We start from the raw sequence: 18,381 nt of genomic DNA, 5'->3' as shown, positions 1-18,381 counted from the left end.
CGGGCCCTTTCAGCCCGTCCGGCGGCCTTCTCGGCGGTCGGTCCGGGCGTTTTCAGCCCGTCCGGCGTTTGAGGACCGGGGTCCGGGGCGGAGCCCCGGCCTCGCCCCCCCCCCCGTACCCCCCCCCCCCCCCCCCCCCCCCCCCCCCCCCCCCCCCCCCCCCCCCCGCCCGCCCCCCCCCCCCCCCCCCCCCCCCCCCCCCCCCCCCCCCCCCCCTCGCCCCGCCCCCGTTCCGCCCGCACCCGCACCCCACCCCCGTACCCCCTTCCGCACACCCCCGAAAGGCGGCCCCCGTGCAGCACGACCTCATCGCGCAGGCCAGGACCTGGCTGGCCGAGGACCCCGACCCCGAGACGCGCGCGGAGCTGGCGGCGCTCGTCGAGGCGGGCGACACCGCCGAGCTCGCCGCCCGTTTCGCGGGCACGCTCCAGTTCGGCACCGCCGGGCTGCGCGGGGAGCTCGGGGCCGGGCCCATGCGGATGAACCGGTCCGTGGTGATCCGGGCGGCGGCGGGCCTCGCCGCCTATCTGAAGGCCCAGGGCGAGGAGGGCGGGCTCGTCGTCATCGGCTACGACGCCCGCTACAAATCGGCCGACTTCGCGCGCGACACCGCCGCCGTGATGACCGGCGCCGGACTCCGCGCCGCCGTGCTGCCCCGCCCGCTCCCCACCCCCGTACTGGCGTACGCCATACGGCATCTGGGTGCCGTCGCCGGGGTCGAGGTCACCGCCAGCCACAACCCGCCGCGCGACAACGGCTACAAGGTCTACCTCGGCGACGGCTCGCAGATCGTGCCCCCGGCCGACGGCGAGATCGCCGCCGCCATCGCCGCGGTCGGCCCGCTCGCGGGCGTCGTGCGCCCCGAGGACGGCTGGGAGACCCTCGGCGAGGAGGTGCTGGACGCCTACCTCGCCCGTACGGACGCGGTCCTGGCCGCCGGCAGCCCCCGTACCGCACGCACCGTCTACACCGCGATGCACGGCGTCGGCACCTCGGTGCTGACCGCCGCGTTCGAGCGAGCCGGTTTCCCGGCCCCGGTGCTCGTCACCGAGCAGGCCGAGCCGGACCCCGCGTTCCCCACCGTGGCCTTCCCCAACCCGGAGGAGCCCGGCGCGATGGATCTCGCCTTCGCCACCGCGCGCCGGGCGGCACCGGACCTGATCATCGCCAACGACCCGGACGCGGACCGCTGCGCCGTCGCCGTGCCCGACACCGCCACGGACGGCGGCTGGCGGATGCTGCGCGGCGACGAGGTGGGGGCGCTGCTCGCCGCGCACCTGGTGGAGCGGGGCGTCAGCGGGGTGTTCGCCGAGTCGATCGTGTCGTCCTCGCTGCTCGGCCGGATCGCCGAGAAGGCGGGCCTCGGTTACGAGGAGACCCTGACCGGCTTCAAGTGGATCGCCCGGGTGGACGGCCTGCGGTACGGCTACGAGGAGGCGCTCGGCTACTGCGTCGACCCCGAGGGCGTCCGCGACAAGGACGGCATCACCGCCGCCCTGCTCGTCGCCGAGCTCGCCTCCGTACTCAAGGAGCAGGGCCGTACGCTGCTGGACCTGCTGGACGATCTGGCGCTGGCCCACGGGTTGCACGCCACCGACCAGCTCTCGGTGCGGGTGGAGGACCTGTCGGTCATCGCGGACGCCATGGCCCGGCTCCGTGAGCAGCCGCCGACCGCGCTGGCCGGTCTCGCCGTCACCTCGGCCGAGGACCTGTCGCGGGGCACGGACCGGCTGCCGCCCACCGACGGGCTGCGCTACCACCTGGAGGGCGCCCGGGTGATCGTCCGCCCGAGCGGCACCGAGCCGAAGCTGAAGTGCTACCTGGAGGTCGTCGTCCCGGTGGCGGACGCGGCCGGGCTGCCCGCCGCGCGGGCCCGGGGCGCGGAGCTGCTCGCCGGGATCAAGCGGGACCTCGCGGCGGCGGCCGGTATCTGATACCGGTATCTGATACCGGTATCTGACGCCGGTATCTGACAGCGACGGTCATTGATGGCACGAGAACGGCCGCTTCGGACGGGCAACCGCCTTATCCGAAGCGGCCGTTGACATAGTCGGCGGTCCGCGGGTCCTGCGGCGCGCCGAACATGGCGTCGGTCGGCCCGTGCTCGACGACCAGGCCGGGCGTGCCCTGTTCGGCGAGGAAGAACGCGCAGCTGTCGGAGACCCGGGCCGCCTGTTGCATGTTGTGCGTGACGATGACGATGGTGACCTCTTCCTTGAGGTCGTGGATCGTCTCCTCGATCCGCCGGGTGGACGTGGGGTCGAGGGCGGAGCAGGGTTCGTCCATCAGCAGCACCCGGGGGCGTACGGCCAACGACCGCGCGATGCACAGGCGTTGCTGCTGGCCGCCGGAGAGCGCGCCGCCGGGCTGGCGGAGCCGGTCCTTGACCTCCTTCCACAGTCCGGCCTTGGTGAGGCACTCCTCCACCAGGTCGTCGCGGCCGTCCCGGGTCGCCTTGATGCCGTTCAGCTTCAGTCCCGCGAGGACGTTGTCGTACAGGGACATCGCGGGGAACGGGTTCGGCTTCTGGAAGACCATGCCGATCTCGCGGCGGGCGTGGGTGATCCGGCGTCCCCGGTCGTAGATGTCCCGGCCGTCCAGGAGCACCCGCCCGGCCAGCGCGGCCGAACCGATCAGCTCGTGCATCCGGTTGAGGATGCGCAGGAACGTCGACTTGCCGCAGCCGGACGGGCCGATGAGGGCGGTGACCTGCCGGGCGGGCATGGTGAGCGAGACCCGGTCGAGGACTTTGTGGTCGCCGAACCAGGCGGAGATCGCGTCCGCTTCGAGGGTCGCCGCCGTGGACCGGGGGACGATCCGGGGCTGGACGAGTGTGTCGGCTGCGTCGTCGGCGGCGGTCGTGGTGGCGTTTGCGGCGGTGTCGATGAGATCGGTCATGGGCGGGGCGCTCCTGGGTCTGGGTCGCAGCGGGGCTGTTGGTCGGGGCCGGTGTTCAGAGCAGGTTCGGCAGGAGACGGGTCAGGGCCCCGGCGAGGGCGAGGCCGAGGGCGCCGAGCACCGGTACGGCGGCGACCCAGGTCTGCCAGGTGCCCCGCCGGCGCAGGGCCCAGGCGGTGAGCAGTGCGGCCGCGAGGAGTGCCTGGGACCAGAGGAGTACGGGGAGCCAGGCGCCCTTCTCCCCGGCCAGCGCCTCCTCGTCGGGGGCGATCCAGCCGGCGGGCGGGCGCGGTGGGGCCGGCTGTACGGGGGTGGTGAGCTCGGCGTCGACGCGGAGGACCCCGGAGGGGGTGTAGGGGCCGCCGGTCGCCGTGATGAGGGTGAGCCCGCCCTTGCCCGGGGTGGTCCGTACCGGCAGCGGATCGCCGGGGCGGCGGACGCCGGTGACCGCGTAGACCGCCTTCGTCTGGCCGGTGGTGACCTCGATCCGCGCGCCGACGGGCAGCCGGTCCAGGGCGTGGAACGGGGAGCCGTAGCCCCACTGGCGCCCCATGATCACGGAGGTGCCGGCCTGTCCCGGCAGCGGGGTGTCGCGGCGGTGGCCGGGCCCGGACATCAGGACGCCCGAGGTGGTGCCCTCGCCGACGACCTCGCGCAGACCGAGTGCGGGGATGCGCAGGAGGGCCACCGGCGAGCCCGGCGCGAGGGGCTGGTCGTCGTAGGTGCGCACACCCACGGGCGCGATGCCGAGGGCGAGTTGGCGGCGCAGCTCGTCGTAGGCCGTCTGCTGGTCCCGGGAGTGCTGGAGGTGGCCGACGAGGGTGAGGTTGGCGACGAACCCGAGGAGGACGGCGGCCAGCACGCAGAGCGCCGCGCCGGTCAGGGCGAGGCCCGGGCGGGCGGGCGGCGCACCCGGCACGGCGGTCCCGGGCCCGGCGGCGGGCGGGGCGGCAGGGGCGGCCGGTGGAGCCGTCGCGGGCGGGGGCGGGGTCAGCACGGTCACGGTGGCTGCGCTCCTGGCTGCTGCGGAAGACGTACACGGGGAGGGGAGGGGGAGGAAGAGACGGCCGGGGCCGGAGGGAGGGGCTCCCGCCCCTCCCCCACAGCGGGCCGTCCCGGTCAGTGCGCCGGGCGGCCGAAGGTGAGCAGCGACTTCCGCCGGACGTGGATGACCAGCGCCGTACCGAGGCTGAGCAGTGCCAGTGCGCCGAGGCCGGCCGCCGCGATGTGGCTGCCGGTGGAGGCGAGCGGGGTCGAGGATCCGCCGGACGGGCCGCCGCTGCCGCCGCCGTCCGCTCCGCCGGTGCCGCCGCCCGAGGCGTCGGCGCCGTCCGACGTACCGCCGTCGTCGGCGCCCGAGGTGTCACTCGGGCCCGGGGTGGGGTTCGGGCCCTCGCCGGTGACGAAGGCGAACTCCACCCGGTGTCCGTCGGCGCCCTCCTCGGCGAGGGTCAGGGTGTGGTCGCCGTCCGCGATCTCCTCGGGCACGGTGAACGCGTACGCCTGTACGGTGCCGTCGGCGTCGGCGGTGGCGTCGGCGAGGTCCGCGTCCGTGTCGTCGTCGAGGGTGACGGCGACCGTGGCGTCGGGCTCGAAGCCGCGCGCGGTGACCAGGACCTGCTGGCCCGGCTCCAGGGTCGGGTTGGCGTCGAGGGTGTTGCCGTCGGCGTCGGTGACGTCGAGGTCGGCGGGCTCGGTGGGGCCGTCCGTGGGGCCGTCGGTGGGCCCGTCCGTGGGGTTGCCGGTGGGGTCCGTGGGGTCGGGGCTCGGCGCGGTCCCGGCGACCTGGACCGTGGCCCGGCCCACCGAGCCGCCGAACGCCTCCGGGTCGTCCGGGACGAAGTCCGCCCGGTAGTAGACGTATCCGGGTGCGGCCGGTGCGGTGACGGTCAGTTCGGCCTTGCCGCCGGTCACGCCGGCCGTGCCCGCCTCGGTGAACGGGCCGCCGGAGTCGGCGCTCGCGGCGAAGGTCACCGTGCCCGCGGCGGCCGCCGGGGAGACGCTCGCCGTCAGCTTCAGCGGGGCGCCGACGACGGCCCCTCCGCTGTCACCGCCGGTCAGTACGAGGGTGGTGGCCCGGGACTCCACCAGGGTCCAGGTCTCGCCGGTGACCCGGACGCTCGCCGAGAAGTAGTCGAACGTGCCGACGCTGACCGCCGTGTCGCAGTGCAGCCGGATCTCGTACGTCCCGTCCAGCGGGCCCGCCTTGATGTACTTGCGCAGGACCGTCTCCAGCGAGTCCTTGGGCGGCAGCTGCACGGTGAACGGGCCGGAGTCCAGCGGTGCGCCCTTCTCCGATGTGGTCAGCGGGAACGAGGGCAGCCCGCCGGTCGCGGCGGCGGGCTTGGGCAGCCGCAGCCCCGCCCGTACGTAGGGCGCGTCCGGGTCCGTGGGGGCGGGGCAGGCGGCGTCCGAGGTGGCCGTGTCGGCCAGTTGGGCGTCCGCGATGTTCCCGGTCGCGGGTGACAGGGTGAACGAGCCCACCCGGGTGGACGCGGCGTGCGCCTCGGTGGCGGTCAGGGCGAGGACGGCGGCGAGCAGACCGCAGACCAGCGCGAAGGCGCTGAGCAGCGCCACGGGCGACCGGAAGCGGGCGCGCATACGGGATACGCGCGTACGGGATACGAGTGGTGCGGGGTGGTGCATGGTGGTCCCCCCTGGGGTCGTGGTGGGCGTCGGACAACGACGTGGGGCCGGGCGCCCGTGGGGCGCCCGGCTGTCGCACGGTTACGGGGCGGCGGTGATCAGCGCTCGCCCTTGAGGATGGTGTCGCCGCAGTTGGCGACGGTGGTGAAGCCGAAGTACTCGATGACGTCGGTCTCGGTGCAGACCTTGGAGCCGGCGCCGACGAACGCCCCGGCGATGACCGGGTCGCTGAGCTTCGCGGTCGGCACGACGTTGTAGACGTCGCGGGCGATCACGCCGCCGTCGATCTTGCCGAGCACGGTGTCGCCGTGGCGGTCGGTGACGGCGCCGCCGACCTGGGCGTTGTACTGGGAGACGGAGTACGGGGCGATGTCGCCCGCGCTGTCGAGCTCGACGCCGTTGTGCTCCTGCATGGTGCCGACGCAGGTGCCGGGCACCGAGACGCCGATCTGCTCCAGGAAGAAGGTCCGGGTGCCGGAGCCGGCCTGGGGCAGCAGCGGGGTCAGCGTGACGCCGTTGATCGAGGTCAGGCCGCACTCGTAGACGGCCTTGAGCTGGGTGGCGGTCAGGTCGAGGTTGGCGTTGAGGGCGCTGTCGTCGCGGACCGCGACCGTGATCTGGTCCTCGGCGAAGGGGATGAAGGTGAGGTCGCTGGAGGAGGCGTCCGCCGGGCCCCGGGAGGAGCGGGCGAAGTCGAGACAGCCGGTGGAGCCGTCGACGGCCGCGTTGAGCGCGTCGATGCCGGCCGAGGAGCCGTTGGGGCGGTTGATGACACAGCCGGCCGCCCGGGTCTTGACGGTGGCGCTGCCGGTCGCGTCGTAGGAGGCGATCAGGCTGCCGCCGTCGATGGAGTCGCCGAGGCCGTTGGTGACGTCCTGCGTGGTGTCCGAGCCGACGCCGGCGAGGGTGCGGTAGTCGGTCGGGTCGGCGGGGTCGGCGAAGGCGGCGGGGGCCATGATGCCGAGGCCGAGTGCGGCGGCGCCGGCCGCGGCACCCAGACGAACACGCGTCGTGACGTTCATTTCTGTTCTCCTCCGTGAATACGGAACGCAGGGAATGCATGGAGCGCAGGGAATGCGCGAAGTGCGGGTAATTCAGGAAGTGCGCGAAGTGCAGAGGATGCAGGGAATGGGCGCATCAGCGGAATCCGGATTTCGTCACCGCCGACCCGTCGGCCGGCCACCGCATACCTTTCCGGAGACGGGGCGGCGGCGACCACCACATCCAGTTGCCGGTCAGGTTACGGATTCCTTTCCTGGGCGCCTCCTGGGGAATTCGCCGACGGCCGGACGAAATCCTCGGAGGCCGACCTCCGCCTCCGAGGTGTCCGACGACCGCCGGCCGGCGGTCATACCCCCTGGCCGGCCACCGCCCTCCGTGCGGACAGCCGCAGCATCACGGGCCCCGCGCACGCGGCGCCGCCGCCCGCGACGAGCACCCCGAGGAGCACCCAGCGGATCAGCCCGAGGACCTGGGAGGGGGTCAGTCCGCCGGGGCCGCCGGAGGAGACGTTCGCCGTCGCCGGGCCGCCCGGGCCGGAGCCCGCCGTTCCGCCGGTGGTGTCCGTTCCGGCTCCCGCCGCCGCGCCGTCCGTGCCGCCCGCGCCGCTCGTGTCGGAGCCGCCGGGGCCGCCTGCGCCCGCTGCCGGACCGCCCGCGCCCGTGCCGCCGTCGCCGCTCCCGCCCGTATCGCCCGGTGTTCCGGTCCCGCCGCCCGCGTCCGCTCCGGGTCCGGGGGCGGGAGGCGGCGGCACGACGCCCCGCTCCAGGCCGTCCGCCGCGCGGAGCGCCTGGGTGCGCAGTTCCTGGGGCAGCGGCGCGTAGCCGGGCGGCAGTTGGCCCGGGGTGAGGCCCGGGGTCTGGCCGGGCCCGGCGGCGTAACGGATCATCCGCGCGTAGTCCTTGCGGGCGTCGGCGGGCTGGTCGACGGGGGCGGCCGCGTAGGCGATCGCGGTCAGCGGGTAGGCGCCGTCCTTCGCCCCGACGGGGCCCGGGGCCTTCACTCCGGGCACGGCCGAGTCCTTCATCTGCCCGACCGCCTTGAGCAGCGCGTCGGGTGTCGGCGCGACGTACCGGCCGGTCGCGTCGGGCAGGGCGGCGATGTCCAGTTCGTACCGGTCGGCCGAGGGGGCGTCGACGAGACCGATGATTCTGCGGAAGCCCTGCGGTTCCCGTTCGCCCTTCAGCCGGGCCCCGGTGGCGCACTCGGCGCAGGCCTCCGCGTCGGTCGTCCGGCCGCCGTAGCCGCGCCGGATGCGCAGGGCGCCGTCGTGCATGTTCTCGACGTAGGGCACGACCTCGGCGCCGGTGTACTCCACCCACACGTCCGGGGCGATCTCCAGCCGGGTTCCGGTGGGGTCGGCCTTGGGGAAATGGTCGAGCGCTTCCTTCGCGAGATCCAGGTCGAGGTAATGGGGGTTGATCTTCATCCCCCAGGGGTCGGCCTTTCCGGCCAGGAATTCCCGGGCACCCTTGTCCGCCTGGAGGTATTTCCAGAGGAGGCGGCTGGTGTCGGAATTCTCGCCGGAGACGGTGAGGCCGAAAGGAGCGGATCGTGCGGTCCGGTCGGCCAGCCCGGGATTGAGTTCCAGGAATTCGGGGTCGCGGACCACGGTCTCCGGATTCCCCTTCAGATGGGCGGGGGCGGGGATGGACGCGTTCCAGAGGCTCACGCTGCTGATGTAGGACTGGGTGAGCAGTTTGGCCAGGAGTCGCGGGGTGAGTCTCAGGTTCCGTACGCGCTCCAGCGGCACCCCGGTCTCCTCCCACAGGAACCCGACCGCGATCCCGCTCACCGCGAGCGGTGCGTGCACCACCCCGGGGCCGTCCTCGCCGGTCTCGACCGGGTCGACGGTGACCGCGAGCCCGGGTGAGGCGTCGGTGGGGGCGGTGACGACGGAGCGGGCGCGGTCCTCGCCGGACTGGCTGTAGGTGAACCGGGCGTCGGACCCGGCGCACAGGACGGACTGCCAGGACGACATGGCGTCGGTGAGCAGTTCGGAGCCGATGACGCGCCGTTCGGCCTTGTCGGGTTCGCAGGTCTCGCCGACCGGGTCGAAGCCGAGGGGGAAGACGATCCGCCGGTCCCAGTTGGCCGTGCTCAGCGCGGAGGTGTCGAGGCTGCCGTTGGGGTGCGGCTCGATCTCGTGGTCGCCGCGCGGGACGACGACCAGCCAGCAGGGGCGGGGCTCCGGCCGGCCGCCGGCGATGTCCACCGCTCCGCAGCCCAGGTGGGGCGCCTGGAGGGCCGTCTGCACCTCGAAGACCGCCTCGCCCGTGCCGTCGCTCTGGGTCTTGCGGAGCGGCTCGGTGTTGGCGTCCCCCGGGCTGAAGTACGTCCAGTCGGTGGCGGTTTCGGTCGGCTCGCCCTCCACCGGCCGGAACGGCACGAACGGGTTGTCGTGACCCTTCCCCTCGGTGTACTCGGTCTCCAGCGGATCCTGGCCCACCGGCAGGCTGCGCCGGGAGCTGTTGCCGCTGCCGCCGCCGATCGCGCCGAAGACGCACTGCTCGCGGTCGGGGCCCTGCGGGTCGTCGCCCCAGCACTGCATGATCTGTACGTAGTTGACGTACCGGACCCCGGCGGGCGTCGGCTTCCCGCCGGTCCAGGAGACCCGGACGCCCTGCGCCCGCAGGTGCTGCGTCTGGTGGACGGTCACGCGCATGCCGGAGAAGTCGTCGTACGGGCCCTTCGACCCGCTCTTCGTCACCGCCGAGCCGCTCTCCGGTCCGGCCGCCCGCGCCTCGCCCGTACCCGGGGGCCACGGCAGCAGGGCCAGCAGGACGGCGGCGAGCAGGGCGGCGACACCGGCGACGGTGGTACGTCGGCGCGCGGGGCGGGATGCGGTCCGGCGCGCGGGGCGCGGTCGTACAGCGGTCATGTCAGGTCCTCCCTCCGGTCTCATGACAGGTCGTCCCCCTTCCGGCGGGAACGGGCCGCCAGCGCACGGGCGGTGAGCGGCGGGCCGACGACCACGCCCGCCAGGAGCAGGGCGGAGAGGGCCATCAGCGCGCCGCGCAGGCCGACCGCGTCGTCGGCGGCGAGACCGACCGGGTTGGCGACGACCGAGCTGTCGCCGCCGGTGGTCCCGGCCGCGATGACCTCGCCGGTGTCGGGGTCGACGGCCCCGCCGCCGGAGGCCGCCGCTCCGGCCTCCTGCTCGTCCGGGGTGCCGTCCCCGTCGGCGTCGCTCCCGCCGCCGGTGGATCCGGTGGCGCCCGGCGTACCGGACGGGCCGGCGCTGCCGCCACCGCCTCCGCCGGTGCCGCCGTTCGGGCCGCTCGTGCCACCCGTACCCCCGCCCGTACCGGAGCCGCCGCCCCCGCCGGGCCCCTGCGCCGACGGCTTCACCGGGGTCTCGCTCTTCGCTCCGGCGGTGCCGGTCGAGCACTGGGTGGGACCGCGCTTGTCGCAGTCCTTCGGGTAAGGGGCCTTCTTGGCGAGGGTGTTGCTGCCGTCCGAGGAGAAGGTGGGGTTGCGGCAGGAGTTGATGTTGACCTGTCCGGCCGGGGCGCCGGGGATGCGGCGGACCTGGTCGAAGCCGGCGAGCACCAGGTTCTTCGGGAGCGGCGAGTAGCCGAGTTCGTCGGCCTGTTGCTGGCCGTCGCAGAGGAAGTAGTTGGCGAAGGCCCCGAGCGTCCGGCCCTTGGCCTCGGTCATCGGGTTCTTCTCCCCGTCGAGCGAGGTCGGCACGACCATGTAGCTGTAGCTGGAGAGCGGATAGGCGCGGCGGTCGCCCGAGCGGTAGACCCCGTCGAGGATCTGCGTCAGATAGTCGGTGGAGTCCTTGTTCGTGTTGATCTTCGCCGCCATCAGGCCCACGGCGACGCCCGCGGCGGTGGGTTCGACGTAGTAGCCGGACCGGTTGAGCACCTTGGCCACCGGGAAGCCGGTCTTGATGGCGTACGAGTACTCGACGTAGGTGATGGCCCCCTCGGCGTGGTTCTGCCGCACGTAGCCGGAGACGCCCAGCGAACCGGACTTGGCGATCTGGGAGGTGCCCTGCGCGGTCGGGAAGTACGAGGTCATCCGGCACGGTGTGGAGCGTCCCGCGCGGCGGCAGAAGTCGTCCCAGGTGGGGCCGTGCTCCTTGGCCAGCCAGGTGGTGAACTGGGCCGTGGTGCCGGAGCCGTCCGAGCGGACGACGGGGATGATCTGCCGGCCGGGCAGGGTGAGTCCGGGGTTGTCGGCCTTGATCTCGGGCGCGTCCCAGCGGGTGATCTTCGAGGTGAAGATCTTGGCCAGGACCTCGCCGGAGAGCCGGAGGTTGGTGACCTTGCGGCCGCCGATGGTGAGGTTGTACATGAAGGCCGTGCCACCGGCGACGATCGGCATGTAGGCGTAGCCGCGCCGGGGGGCCGGTTCGGTGACGCCGCCCTCGACCAGTCCGTACGGGATCTCCGAGACGGCGAAGTCGACCGTGCCGTTGCGGAACTGCTGGCGCCCGTCGGAGGAGCCGGTGGCGGCGAAGTTGACGGTCATGCCGAGGTTGGAGGCGACGTTGCGCCGCCACTGGTCCAGCGCGTTGGAGCTCCAGGTGGACCCCGCTCCGGTGATCTTGCTGTACGAGGCCGCCTCGGCGGGCGGTGGGCCGAGGGCCAGGAGCGCGCAGAGCAGCGCCGCCAGGGCCATGGCCGTACGGGACACGGTCGCGGGTCTCACGGGGTACTCCTGGGGTTCGTGGCGTCGTCGTCGGGCGGAGCCGTACGGGAGGAGGGGGTGTCGGCCGGAGCCGTACGGGAAGAGGTCTCGGGTCCGGCCGTACGGGCGGTGGCGTCGGGCGGAGCCGTACGGGAAGGGGCTCGGGCGGCGAAGCGTTCCGCGTCGCGGCGCGAGGCGAGGACCCTGCGGTGGGTCTGGCCCTTCGTCAGCCGCCCCGGGTCGCGGCCGCCGATGATCCGGGCGATCACGAAGAGCAGCAGCACGAGGGCCATCAGGGTCGCCGCGGTGCCGAACCCGCGCGCGATCATGTCCGGTTCGGGGGATTTGACGAACTCGAAGGTGGCCAGCGGGAGGGAGACCTGCGGCCCTTCGAGCGGGTTGGCGTTCAGTTCGGCGGTGAAGCCCGCGGTGAGCAGCACCGGCGAGGTCTCGCCGACCCCGCGCGCCGTGCCGAGGATCACCGAGGTGGTCAGCCCGGACCGGGCGGTGGGCAGCACCACGTGGCGGACGGTGCGCCAGCGGGAGGTGCCGAGCGCGTACGAGGCCTCGCGCAGGGTGCCGGGGACCAGGCGGAGGACGACGTCGGAGGCCCGGATGATGATCGGCAGCATCATGACGGCCAGCGCCAGGGAAGCGGCGAGGCCGGACTTGCCCGCGCCGAGGGCGAGGATGACGGTGGCGTAGACGAACAGGCCCGCCACGATCGAGGGCAGCGCCGTCATCGCCTCGACGATGGTGCGCACGAAGCGGGCGAACCGGCCGGGCACCTCGTTGAGGAAGACCGCGCAGACGATCCCGGTCGGCACGGTGACGACGAGGGCCAGCGTGATCTGCTGGAGCGTGCCGATCACGGCGTGCAGGATGCCGCCGACGCCGAGGCCGTCCAGCGGACCGGCCAGCTTCATGTCCTGGGTGAAGAAGTTGCCGTGCGGCAGCGCCTTGCGGCCCTCCCAGAGGGTGAAGGCGATCACGAAGGCCAGGGCCACGATCATGACCAGGCCCAGGCTGCGGACGACGACCCCGGCCAGCCGGTCGCGGATCACCGGGCCGTCCTCGTCGAAGGAGACCAGCAGGGCGTAGAGGCCGAGGAAGAGGACGTAGGCGACCAGGACGAACCCGACCGCGCCGTCGAAGGGCAGGATCCGGGCGAAGAGCAGCCAGGTGAGCCCGAGCGCGGCGGCCGCCGCTCCGGCCAGGGCGAAGGTGTCCGAGGGCCGGGTGAGGGCGACGGACCGGCGGACCTCCCCGACGGCACCGCCCGGGCGGACGGTTCGGGCGGGCAGCACGGTGCGCGGCAGGGGCCCGGGGGCGGGTGCGGGTACAGGGGCCGCAGGTCCACCGGGTGTGGGACGGGGTGTCTCGGGGGCGAGGGTCATGGCAGCAAGATCCCTTGGCGTCTAGGCGTCGCTGGACGCGCCGGAGCGGCTGCGGGCGACGATCGACGAGGCGGCGAAGTTGACGACGAGCGTCATGAGGAAGAGCGCGAGGCCGGCGGCCATCAGCGCGGACATGCCGAACGGGCTGGCCTCGCCGTAGCGCAGGGCGATCAGCGCGGCGACGGAGGACGCCCCGTTCTGGAGCACGTGCCACTGGATCTCGAAGACGGGCGAGATGATCAGGTAGACGGCGATGGTCTCGCCGAGCGCCCGCCCCAGCCCGAGCATGGTGCCGCCGATCATGCCGCCCTTGCCGAACGGCAGGACGACGCTGCGGATCATGCCCCAGCGGGTGGCGCCGAGGGCGTAGGCGCCCTCCCGTTCCCCGGCGGGGGCCTGGGAGAACACCTCCCGCATCACCGAGCAGATGATGGGGGCGACCATCAGGGCGACCACGACCCCCGCGATGAGCGTCGAGGAGGTGTAGACGGTCTCCGGGGCGAGCGGGTCGCGCGGATCGGCCCCGTCGACGGCGAACAGGGGGATCCAGCCGAGGTAGGTGGCGATCCAGCGGGCGGTCGGCAGGACCGCGCCCTCCAGGAAGAACAGCCCCCAGAGCCCGTAGACCACGGACGGCACCGCCGCCATCAGGTCGACCACGCTGATCAGCGTGCGCCGGAGCTTCGGGGACGCGTACTCGGAGATGTAGAGGGCGCCGCCGATGGCGAGCGGCACCGCGAGGACGATCGCGGTGACCGCGATGAGGACGGTCCCGGTGAGGACGGCCGCGATGCCGAAGCGCCCGGCGTCCGGCTCCCAGGCCTCGGTGGTCAGGAACGACCAGCCGGCCCGGTCGAGCGCCTGCCAGGCCCGGTACAGCAGGAACCCGCCGACCAGCAGCATCACCGTCAGGACGAACGCACCGCCGCTCCGGGCCACCCCCCGGAAGATCCGGTCGGGCAGTCCCGGGTCGGTGTGCAGCCGGCGCGGGGCGTCGGCCGCGGCACCGGACTCCGCGCCGTATGCCGCTCCGGACTCCGCACCGGACGGCGGTGGTCGCTCCTGTGTTCGTGTGGTCACGCGGACGACGGTCGTGGGGGGTGATGAACCGGTGCGACCCGCGATGTGAATGAGGTGCGCCCTAAAGGCAACTTCCGGTGACGTCCCCGATACCGGCGAGCAGCCCGCGGAAGCGTTGGTAGGCGGCGCGGCAGGTCGAGTGACGTTCGTAGGCGCGGGCGGAGACGGCCGTGGCCCGGCCGTCCGCCTCCCGCAGCAGCCATATCCAGCCGCTGCCGGACGGCGTGTGCTGCACGCCGCCCGCCTGGCCGTGGTGGTTCCCGCGCAGTTCGTCGAAGGCGCGGCGGCAGTCGCCGTACGCGGGGAACGCCTGCGCCGAGACGGCGACCACGCGGCCGTTCTGCGCGATCATGCGCCAGGCGTACCGGCCGTCCGCGTCGATGTCGATCCGGCAGCGCACCCGGGCCGCCCCCGCGCTCCCGGCTCTCTCGTCGCCATCAGTGCCGTTCATCGTGCCCCACCCCCCGCCGCCCCATCGGAAGTCGGGCGGCAGGCGCAATTTATTGAGACGGGCGTGACAACAGGGACCGCAAACCGGCCGAGCGGTCGGTTTTCATCGGGATGTAGTCCTTAGGGTGCCCGGCATACACCGCGAGGGCCCGGCGCCACCCGAACGGCCCCGGGCCCGCCCCTGGAGCGCCTCAGCCGGTCGCCCCCACCACCACGAGCAGGACGGCGCCGGCGACGGCCGGGGCGATCACCTCGTAGGCCCAGCGCACGGAGCCCCGGTCCGCGCCCTCGGCGGTCGTGTCGCCGGCACGCTCGGCCAGGTCCCGCAGATCGCGGACGGTCTGGTCGGCGGAGGCGGTGCGCGCGGCGGAGTCGCGGACGTCGGCGCTGACCGACGTACGGCCGTAGGGGTCGTCGTGCGCCGCGCGGGCGGCCGTGCGCGCCGCGCGCTTGCGGGCGCGCAGCGAGACGGGGATCGCCCACAGCTGGTACTTCGTGCCGTCCCGGGCGAGCAGCTCGGAGGAGTACGAGGCCCGTACGTCGGCGACCTCGGTCCAGGGGAGCTGGATCGTCCGGAACGGGTTGCGGATCCGGATGCGCTCGTCGCTCGTGAAGACGGCGGGCCGCAGGGTGAAGGCCACGACCAGCGGCACCACGAGGAGCAGCGCGGCCGCCGCGAACCACGGCGTCCGCCCCTCGCCCCGGATCATGGCGTCCCCGGCCATCCAGGCGACCAGCAGGAGCAGCAGCGTCCCGCAGACCAGTGCGGCGACGGAACGGTGGGTCCGTGTCGCGGGGGGCGGCTCTGCGGGAGGTGTGGGGCTCGTCATGGGGCCGATTCTGCCTGACGGGCGTCCGCCCCGGCGGAGCGCCCGCCCGCGTTCGCGCCCCCGCGGCGGATCGCACGGACGGCCCGGCCCCCTGTACAGGTCGCTACGCGCGTAGATATGCTCCTCTGGTGACCATGCCCACCACTGCTCCCGCATTTTCCGACGCGACGGCGTCCGACAGTGCGCTGCGCCGCTTCCTGTTCGGGCTGCCCGGCGTCGACGCCGTCGGCCTCGAAGCGCGCGCCGCCTCCCTCGGAACCCGTTCGATCAAGACGACGGCCAAGGCGTACGCCATCGATCTCGCCATCTCGATGATCGACCTGACGACGCTGGAAGGCGCGGACACCCCGGGCAAGGTCCGGGCTCTCGCCGCCAAGGCCGTCAACCCCGACCCGACCGACCGCACGACTCCGCGCACCGCCGCGGTCTGCGTCTATCCCGACATGGCGGCCACGGCGGCCGCCGCGGTGGCCGGCTCCGGCGTGAAGGTGGCGTCCGTGGCGACCGCCTTCCCGGCCGGCCGTGCCGCGCTGGACGTCAAGCTCGCGGACGTCCGCGACGCCGTGGCGGCCGGGGCCGACGAGATCGACATGGTGATCGACCGGGGGGCGTTCCTCTCCGGCCGGTTCCTGAAGGTGTACGAGGAGATCCTCGCCGTGAAGGCGGAGTGCGGGACCGCCCGCCTCAAGGTGATCTTCGAGACCGGCGAGCTGTCCACGTACGACAACATCCGCCGGGCCTCCTGGATCGGGATGCTGGCGGGCGCGGACTTCATCAAGACCTCGACCGGCAAGGTGGCCACCAACGCCACCCCGGCCAACACGCTCCTGATGCTGGAGGCCGTCCGCGACTTCCGGGCGCAGACCGGCGTACAGATCGGCGTGAAGCCGGCCGGCGGCATCCGCACCACCAAGGACGCGGTGAAGTTCCTGGTCCTGGTGAACGAGACGGCGGGCGAGGACTGGCTGGACCCGCACTGGTTCAGGTTCGGTGCGTCCAGCCTGCTCAACGACCTGCTGATGCAGCGCCAGAAGCTCAGCACCGGCCGTTACTCCGGCCCCGATTACGTGACGGTGGACTGATAGCCATGGCATCCGCATTCGAGTACGCACCGGCGCCGGAGTCCCGTTCCGTCGTCGACATCGCCCCGTCCTACGGGCTGTTCATCGACGGCGAGTTCACCGAGGCCGCCGACGGCAAGGTCTTCAAGACCGTCTCGCCGAGCAGCGAGGAAGTCCTCTCCGAGGTCGCCCAGGCGGGCGCGGCGGACGTGGACCGGGCCGTGAAGGCGGCACGGAAGGCGTTCGAGAAGTGGTCGGCGCTGCCCGGCTCCGAGCGCGCGAAGTATCTCTTCCGGATCGCGCGGATCATCCAGGAGCGCAGCCGCGAGCTCGCCGTTCTCGAAACCCTCGACAACGGCAAGCCGATCAAGGAGACCCGCGACGCGGACCTCCCGCTGGTCGCCGCGCACTTCTTCTACTACGCGGGCTGGGCCGACAAGCTCGACCACGCGGGCTACGGGGCGAACCCCCGTCCGCTGGGCGTGGCCGGGCAGGTCATCCCGTGGAACTTCCCGCTGCTGATGCTCGCGTGGAAGATCGCCCCGGCGCTCGCCACGGGCAACACGGTGGTGCTGAAGCCCGCCGAGACGACCCCGCTGAGCGCCCTGTTCTTCGCGGACATCTGCCGCCAGGCGGGTCTGCCGAAGGGTGTCGTCAACATCCTGACCGGTTACGGGGACGCGGGCGAGGCGCTCGTCACGCACCCCGACGTCAACAAGGTCGCCTTCACCGGTTCGACCGCCGTCGGCAAGGCCATCGCGCGCTCCGTCGCCGGGACGGACAAGAAGGTCACCCTGGAGCTGGGCGGCAAGGGCGCGAACATCGTGTTCGACGACGCCCCGATCGACCAGGCCGTCGAGGGCATCGTCACCGGCATCTTCTTCAACCAGGGCCAGGTCTGCTGCGCGGGCTCCCGGCTGCTGGTCCAGGAGTCGGTCCAGGACGAGGTGCTGGACGCGCTGAAGCGCCGGCTGTCCACGCTGCGTCTGGGCGACCCGCTGGACAAGAACACCGACATCGGCGCGATCAACTCCGCCGAGCAGCTGGCCCGGATCACCTCTCTGGTGGAGACCGGCGAGGCGGAGGGCGCGGAGCGCTGGAGCGCCCCCTGCGAACTGCCGTCGTCGGGTTACTGGTTCGCGCCGACGCTCTTCACGAACGTCACCCAGGCGCACACGGTGGCCCGGGACGAGATCTTCGGCCCGGTGCTCTCCGTGCTCTCGTTCCGCACCCCGGACGAGGCGGTCGCCAAGGCGAACAACAGTCAGTACGGCCTCTCGGCCGGCATCTGGACGGAGAAGGGCTCCCGCATCCTCGCGGTGGCGAACAAGCTCCGCGCGGGCGTCGTCTGGGCCAACACGTTCAACAAGTTCGACCCGACGTCGCCGTTCGGCGGCTACAAGGAGTCGGGCTACGGCCGCGAGGGCGGCCGCCACGGCCTGGAGGCGTACCTCGATGTCTGACCAGAACCGTCTTGGCGTCTTCAAGACCTACAAGCTGTACGTCGGGGGCAAGTTCCCCCGCTCCGAGAGCGGCCGGGTGTACGAGGTGACGGACTCCAAGGGCCAGTGGCTCGCCAACGCGCCGCAGTCCTCCCGCAAGGACGCGCGTGACGCGGTCGTGGCCGCGCGCAAGGCGTTCGGCGGCTGGTCGGGCGCGACCGCGTACAACCGGGGCCAGGTCCTCTACCGCGTCGCGGAGATGCTGGAGGGCCGCAAGGACCAGTTCGTCCGTGAGGTCGCCGCGTCCGAGGGGCTGTCGAAGTCCAAGGCGGCGGCCGTGGTGGACGCGGCGATCGACCGCTGGGTCTGGTACGCGGGCTGGACCGACAAGATCGGGCAGATCTCCGGCGGGGCGAACCCGGTCGCGGGCCCGTTCTTCAACCTCTCCACGCCGGAGCCGACCGGTGTCGTCACGGTCCTCGCGCCGCAGAAGTCCTCGTTCCTCGGGCTGGTCTCGGTGATCGCCCCGGTGATCGCGACCGGCAACACGGCGGTCGTCATCGCCTCGGCGGACGCCCCGCTGCCCGCGCTGTCGCTGGGCGAGGTGCTGGCCACCTCGGACGTCCCCGGCGGCGTGGTCAACATCCTGTCCGGCGGCACGGCGGAGCTCGCCGCCCCGCTCGCCGCCCACCAGGACGTCAACGCGATCGACCTCACCGGTGCGGACACCGCACTGGCCAAGGAGCTGGAGATCGCGGCGGCCGACAACCTCAAGCGGGTGCTCCGTCCACAGCCTGTGGACGCGGACGGCGCGTCGGACTCCGCCGACTGGTCGGCCTCCCCCGGCACGCACCGCCTGACGGCCTTCCTGGAGACCAAGACGGTGTGGCACCCCACCGGGGCGCTGGGAGCCGCGGGCTCCTCCTACTGAGCCCGC

At 73.3% G+C, this 18,381-nt stretch carries 14 protein-coding genes; 4 read left to right on the top strand and 10 right to left on the bottom strand.

The genetic code is table 11. The features are described from left to right. Positions 1-293 precede the first annotated feature (293 nt). On the top strand, positions 294-1,934 hold the full coding sequence (locus tag ACIQPT_RS23295; RefSeq protein ID WP_401158031.1) for a phospho-sugar mutase: 1,641 nt from the start codon (positions 294-296) through the stop codon (positions 1,932-1,934). Between the two features lie 91 nt (positions 1,935-2,025). Here ACIQPT_RS23295 and ACIQPT_RS23290 read toward each other — a convergent pair whose 3' ends face one another. The 10 genes from ACIQPT_RS23290 to ACIQPT_RS23245 all read right to left on the bottom strand — a co-directional run bounded on the left by ACIQPT_RS23290 (position 2,026) and on the right by ACIQPT_RS23245 (position 14,941). Next, positions 2,026-2,898 carry a phosphate ABC transporter ATP-binding protein gene (locus tag ACIQPT_RS23290; RefSeq protein WP_401158030.1) on the bottom strand — a complete coding sequence of 291 codons (873 nt, stop codon included), beginning with the start codon at positions 2,896-2,898 and terminating at the stop codon, positions 2,026-2,028. Positions 2,899-2,953: 55 nt separating this feature from the next. Further along, a complete protein-coding gene (locus ACIQPT_RS23285; protein WP_401158028.1) occupies positions 2,954-3,901 on the bottom strand; it encodes a sortase in 948 nt (315 codons plus the stop codon). A 116-nt stretch (positions 3,902-4,017) separates the two neighbouring features. Then, positions 4,018-5,499: a hypothetical protein gene (locus ACIQPT_RS23280; RefSeq protein ID WP_401158026.1), complete on the bottom strand. Its 1,482-nt coding sequence runs from the start codon at positions 5,497-5,499 to the stop codon at positions 4,018-4,020. A gap of 143 nt (positions 5,500-5,642) precedes the next feature. Beyond that, positions 5,643-6,566 (bottom strand): hypothetical protein, encoded by a 924-nt coding sequence (locus ACIQPT_RS23275; RefSeq protein ID WP_401158024.1) that lies wholly within the window; start codon positions 6,564-6,566, stop codon positions 5,643-5,645. 326 nt (positions 6,567-6,892) lie between these two features. Continuing rightward, complete coding sequence (locus ACIQPT_RS23270) at positions 6,893-9,424, bottom strand: hypothetical protein (RefSeq protein ID WP_401158023.1); 2,532 nt, start codon at positions 9,422-9,424, stop codon at positions 6,893-6,895. 20 nt (positions 9,425-9,444) lie between these two features. Further along, positions 9,445-11,205: a phosphate ABC transporter substrate-binding protein PstS gene (gene pstS / locus ACIQPT_RS23265; RefSeq protein ID WP_401158021.1), complete on the bottom strand. Its 1,761-nt coding sequence runs from the start codon at positions 11,203-11,205 to the stop codon at positions 9,445-9,447. Further along, a complete protein-coding gene (gene pstA, locus ACIQPT_RS23260) occupies positions 11,202-12,581 on the bottom strand; it encodes a phosphate ABC transporter permease PstA (protein WP_401158019.1) in 1,380 nt (459 codons plus the stop codon). The genes pstS and pstA overlap by 4 nt, the downstream gene beginning before the upstream one ends. Before the next feature lie 21 nt (positions 12,582-12,602). After that, the gene (gene pstC / locus ACIQPT_RS23255) at positions 12,603-13,661 is read right to left on the bottom strand and encodes a phosphate ABC transporter permease subunit PstC (protein WP_401158017.1); all 1,059 of its coding nucleotides are present in this window, start codon (positions 13,659-13,661) and stop codon (positions 12,603-12,605) included. A gap of 61 nt (positions 13,662-13,722) precedes the next feature. Next, positions 13,723-14,112: a hypothetical protein gene (locus ACIQPT_RS23250; protein WP_401158016.1), complete on the bottom strand. Its 390-nt coding sequence runs from the start codon at positions 14,110-14,112 to the stop codon at positions 13,723-13,725. A 190-nt stretch (positions 14,113-14,302) separates the two neighbouring features. Further along, positions 14,303-14,941, bottom strand: a complete 639-nt coding sequence (locus ACIQPT_RS23245; RefSeq protein ID WP_401158014.1) for a PH domain-containing protein — start codon at positions 14,939-14,941, stop codon at positions 14,303-14,305. 134 nt (positions 14,942-15,075) lie between these two features. On the opposite strand from ACIQPT_RS23245, the gene deoC reads away from it, so the two are divergent. Genes deoC through ACIQPT_RS23230 form a run of 3 tightly spaced genes read left to right on the top strand, consistent with a single transcriptional unit; the run spans position 15,076 to position 18,375 of the window. Next, positions 15,076-16,023: a deoxyribose-phosphate aldolase gene (gene deoC, locus ACIQPT_RS23240; protein WP_401158222.1), complete on the top strand. Its 948-nt coding sequence runs from the start codon at positions 15,076-15,078 to the stop codon at positions 16,021-16,023. A gap of 5 nt (positions 16,024-16,028) precedes the next feature. Beyond that, the gene (locus ACIQPT_RS23235) at positions 16,029-17,465 is read left to right on the top strand and encodes an aldehyde dehydrogenase family protein (RefSeq protein ID WP_356569626.1); all 1,437 of its coding nucleotides are present in this window, start codon (positions 16,029-16,031) and stop codon (positions 17,463-17,465) included. Further along, positions 17,458-18,375 carry an aldehyde dehydrogenase family protein gene (locus ACIQPT_RS23230; protein WP_401158012.1) on the top strand — a complete coding sequence of 306 codons (918 nt, stop codon included), beginning with the start codon at positions 17,458-17,460 and terminating at the stop codon, positions 18,373-18,375. Before ACIQPT_RS23235 ends, ACIQPT_RS23230 begins: the two co-directional genes overlap by 8 nt. Positions 18,376-18,381: the final 6 nt, after the last annotated feature.

The sequence above is a fragment of the Streptomyces sp. NPDC091289 genome (assembly GCF_044757365.1).
Taxonomy (GTDB): domain Bacteria; phylum Actinomycetota; class Actinomycetes; order Streptomycetales; family Streptomycetaceae; genus Streptomyces.
This window is presented reverse-complemented; position numbering and strand designations above follow the sequence as displayed.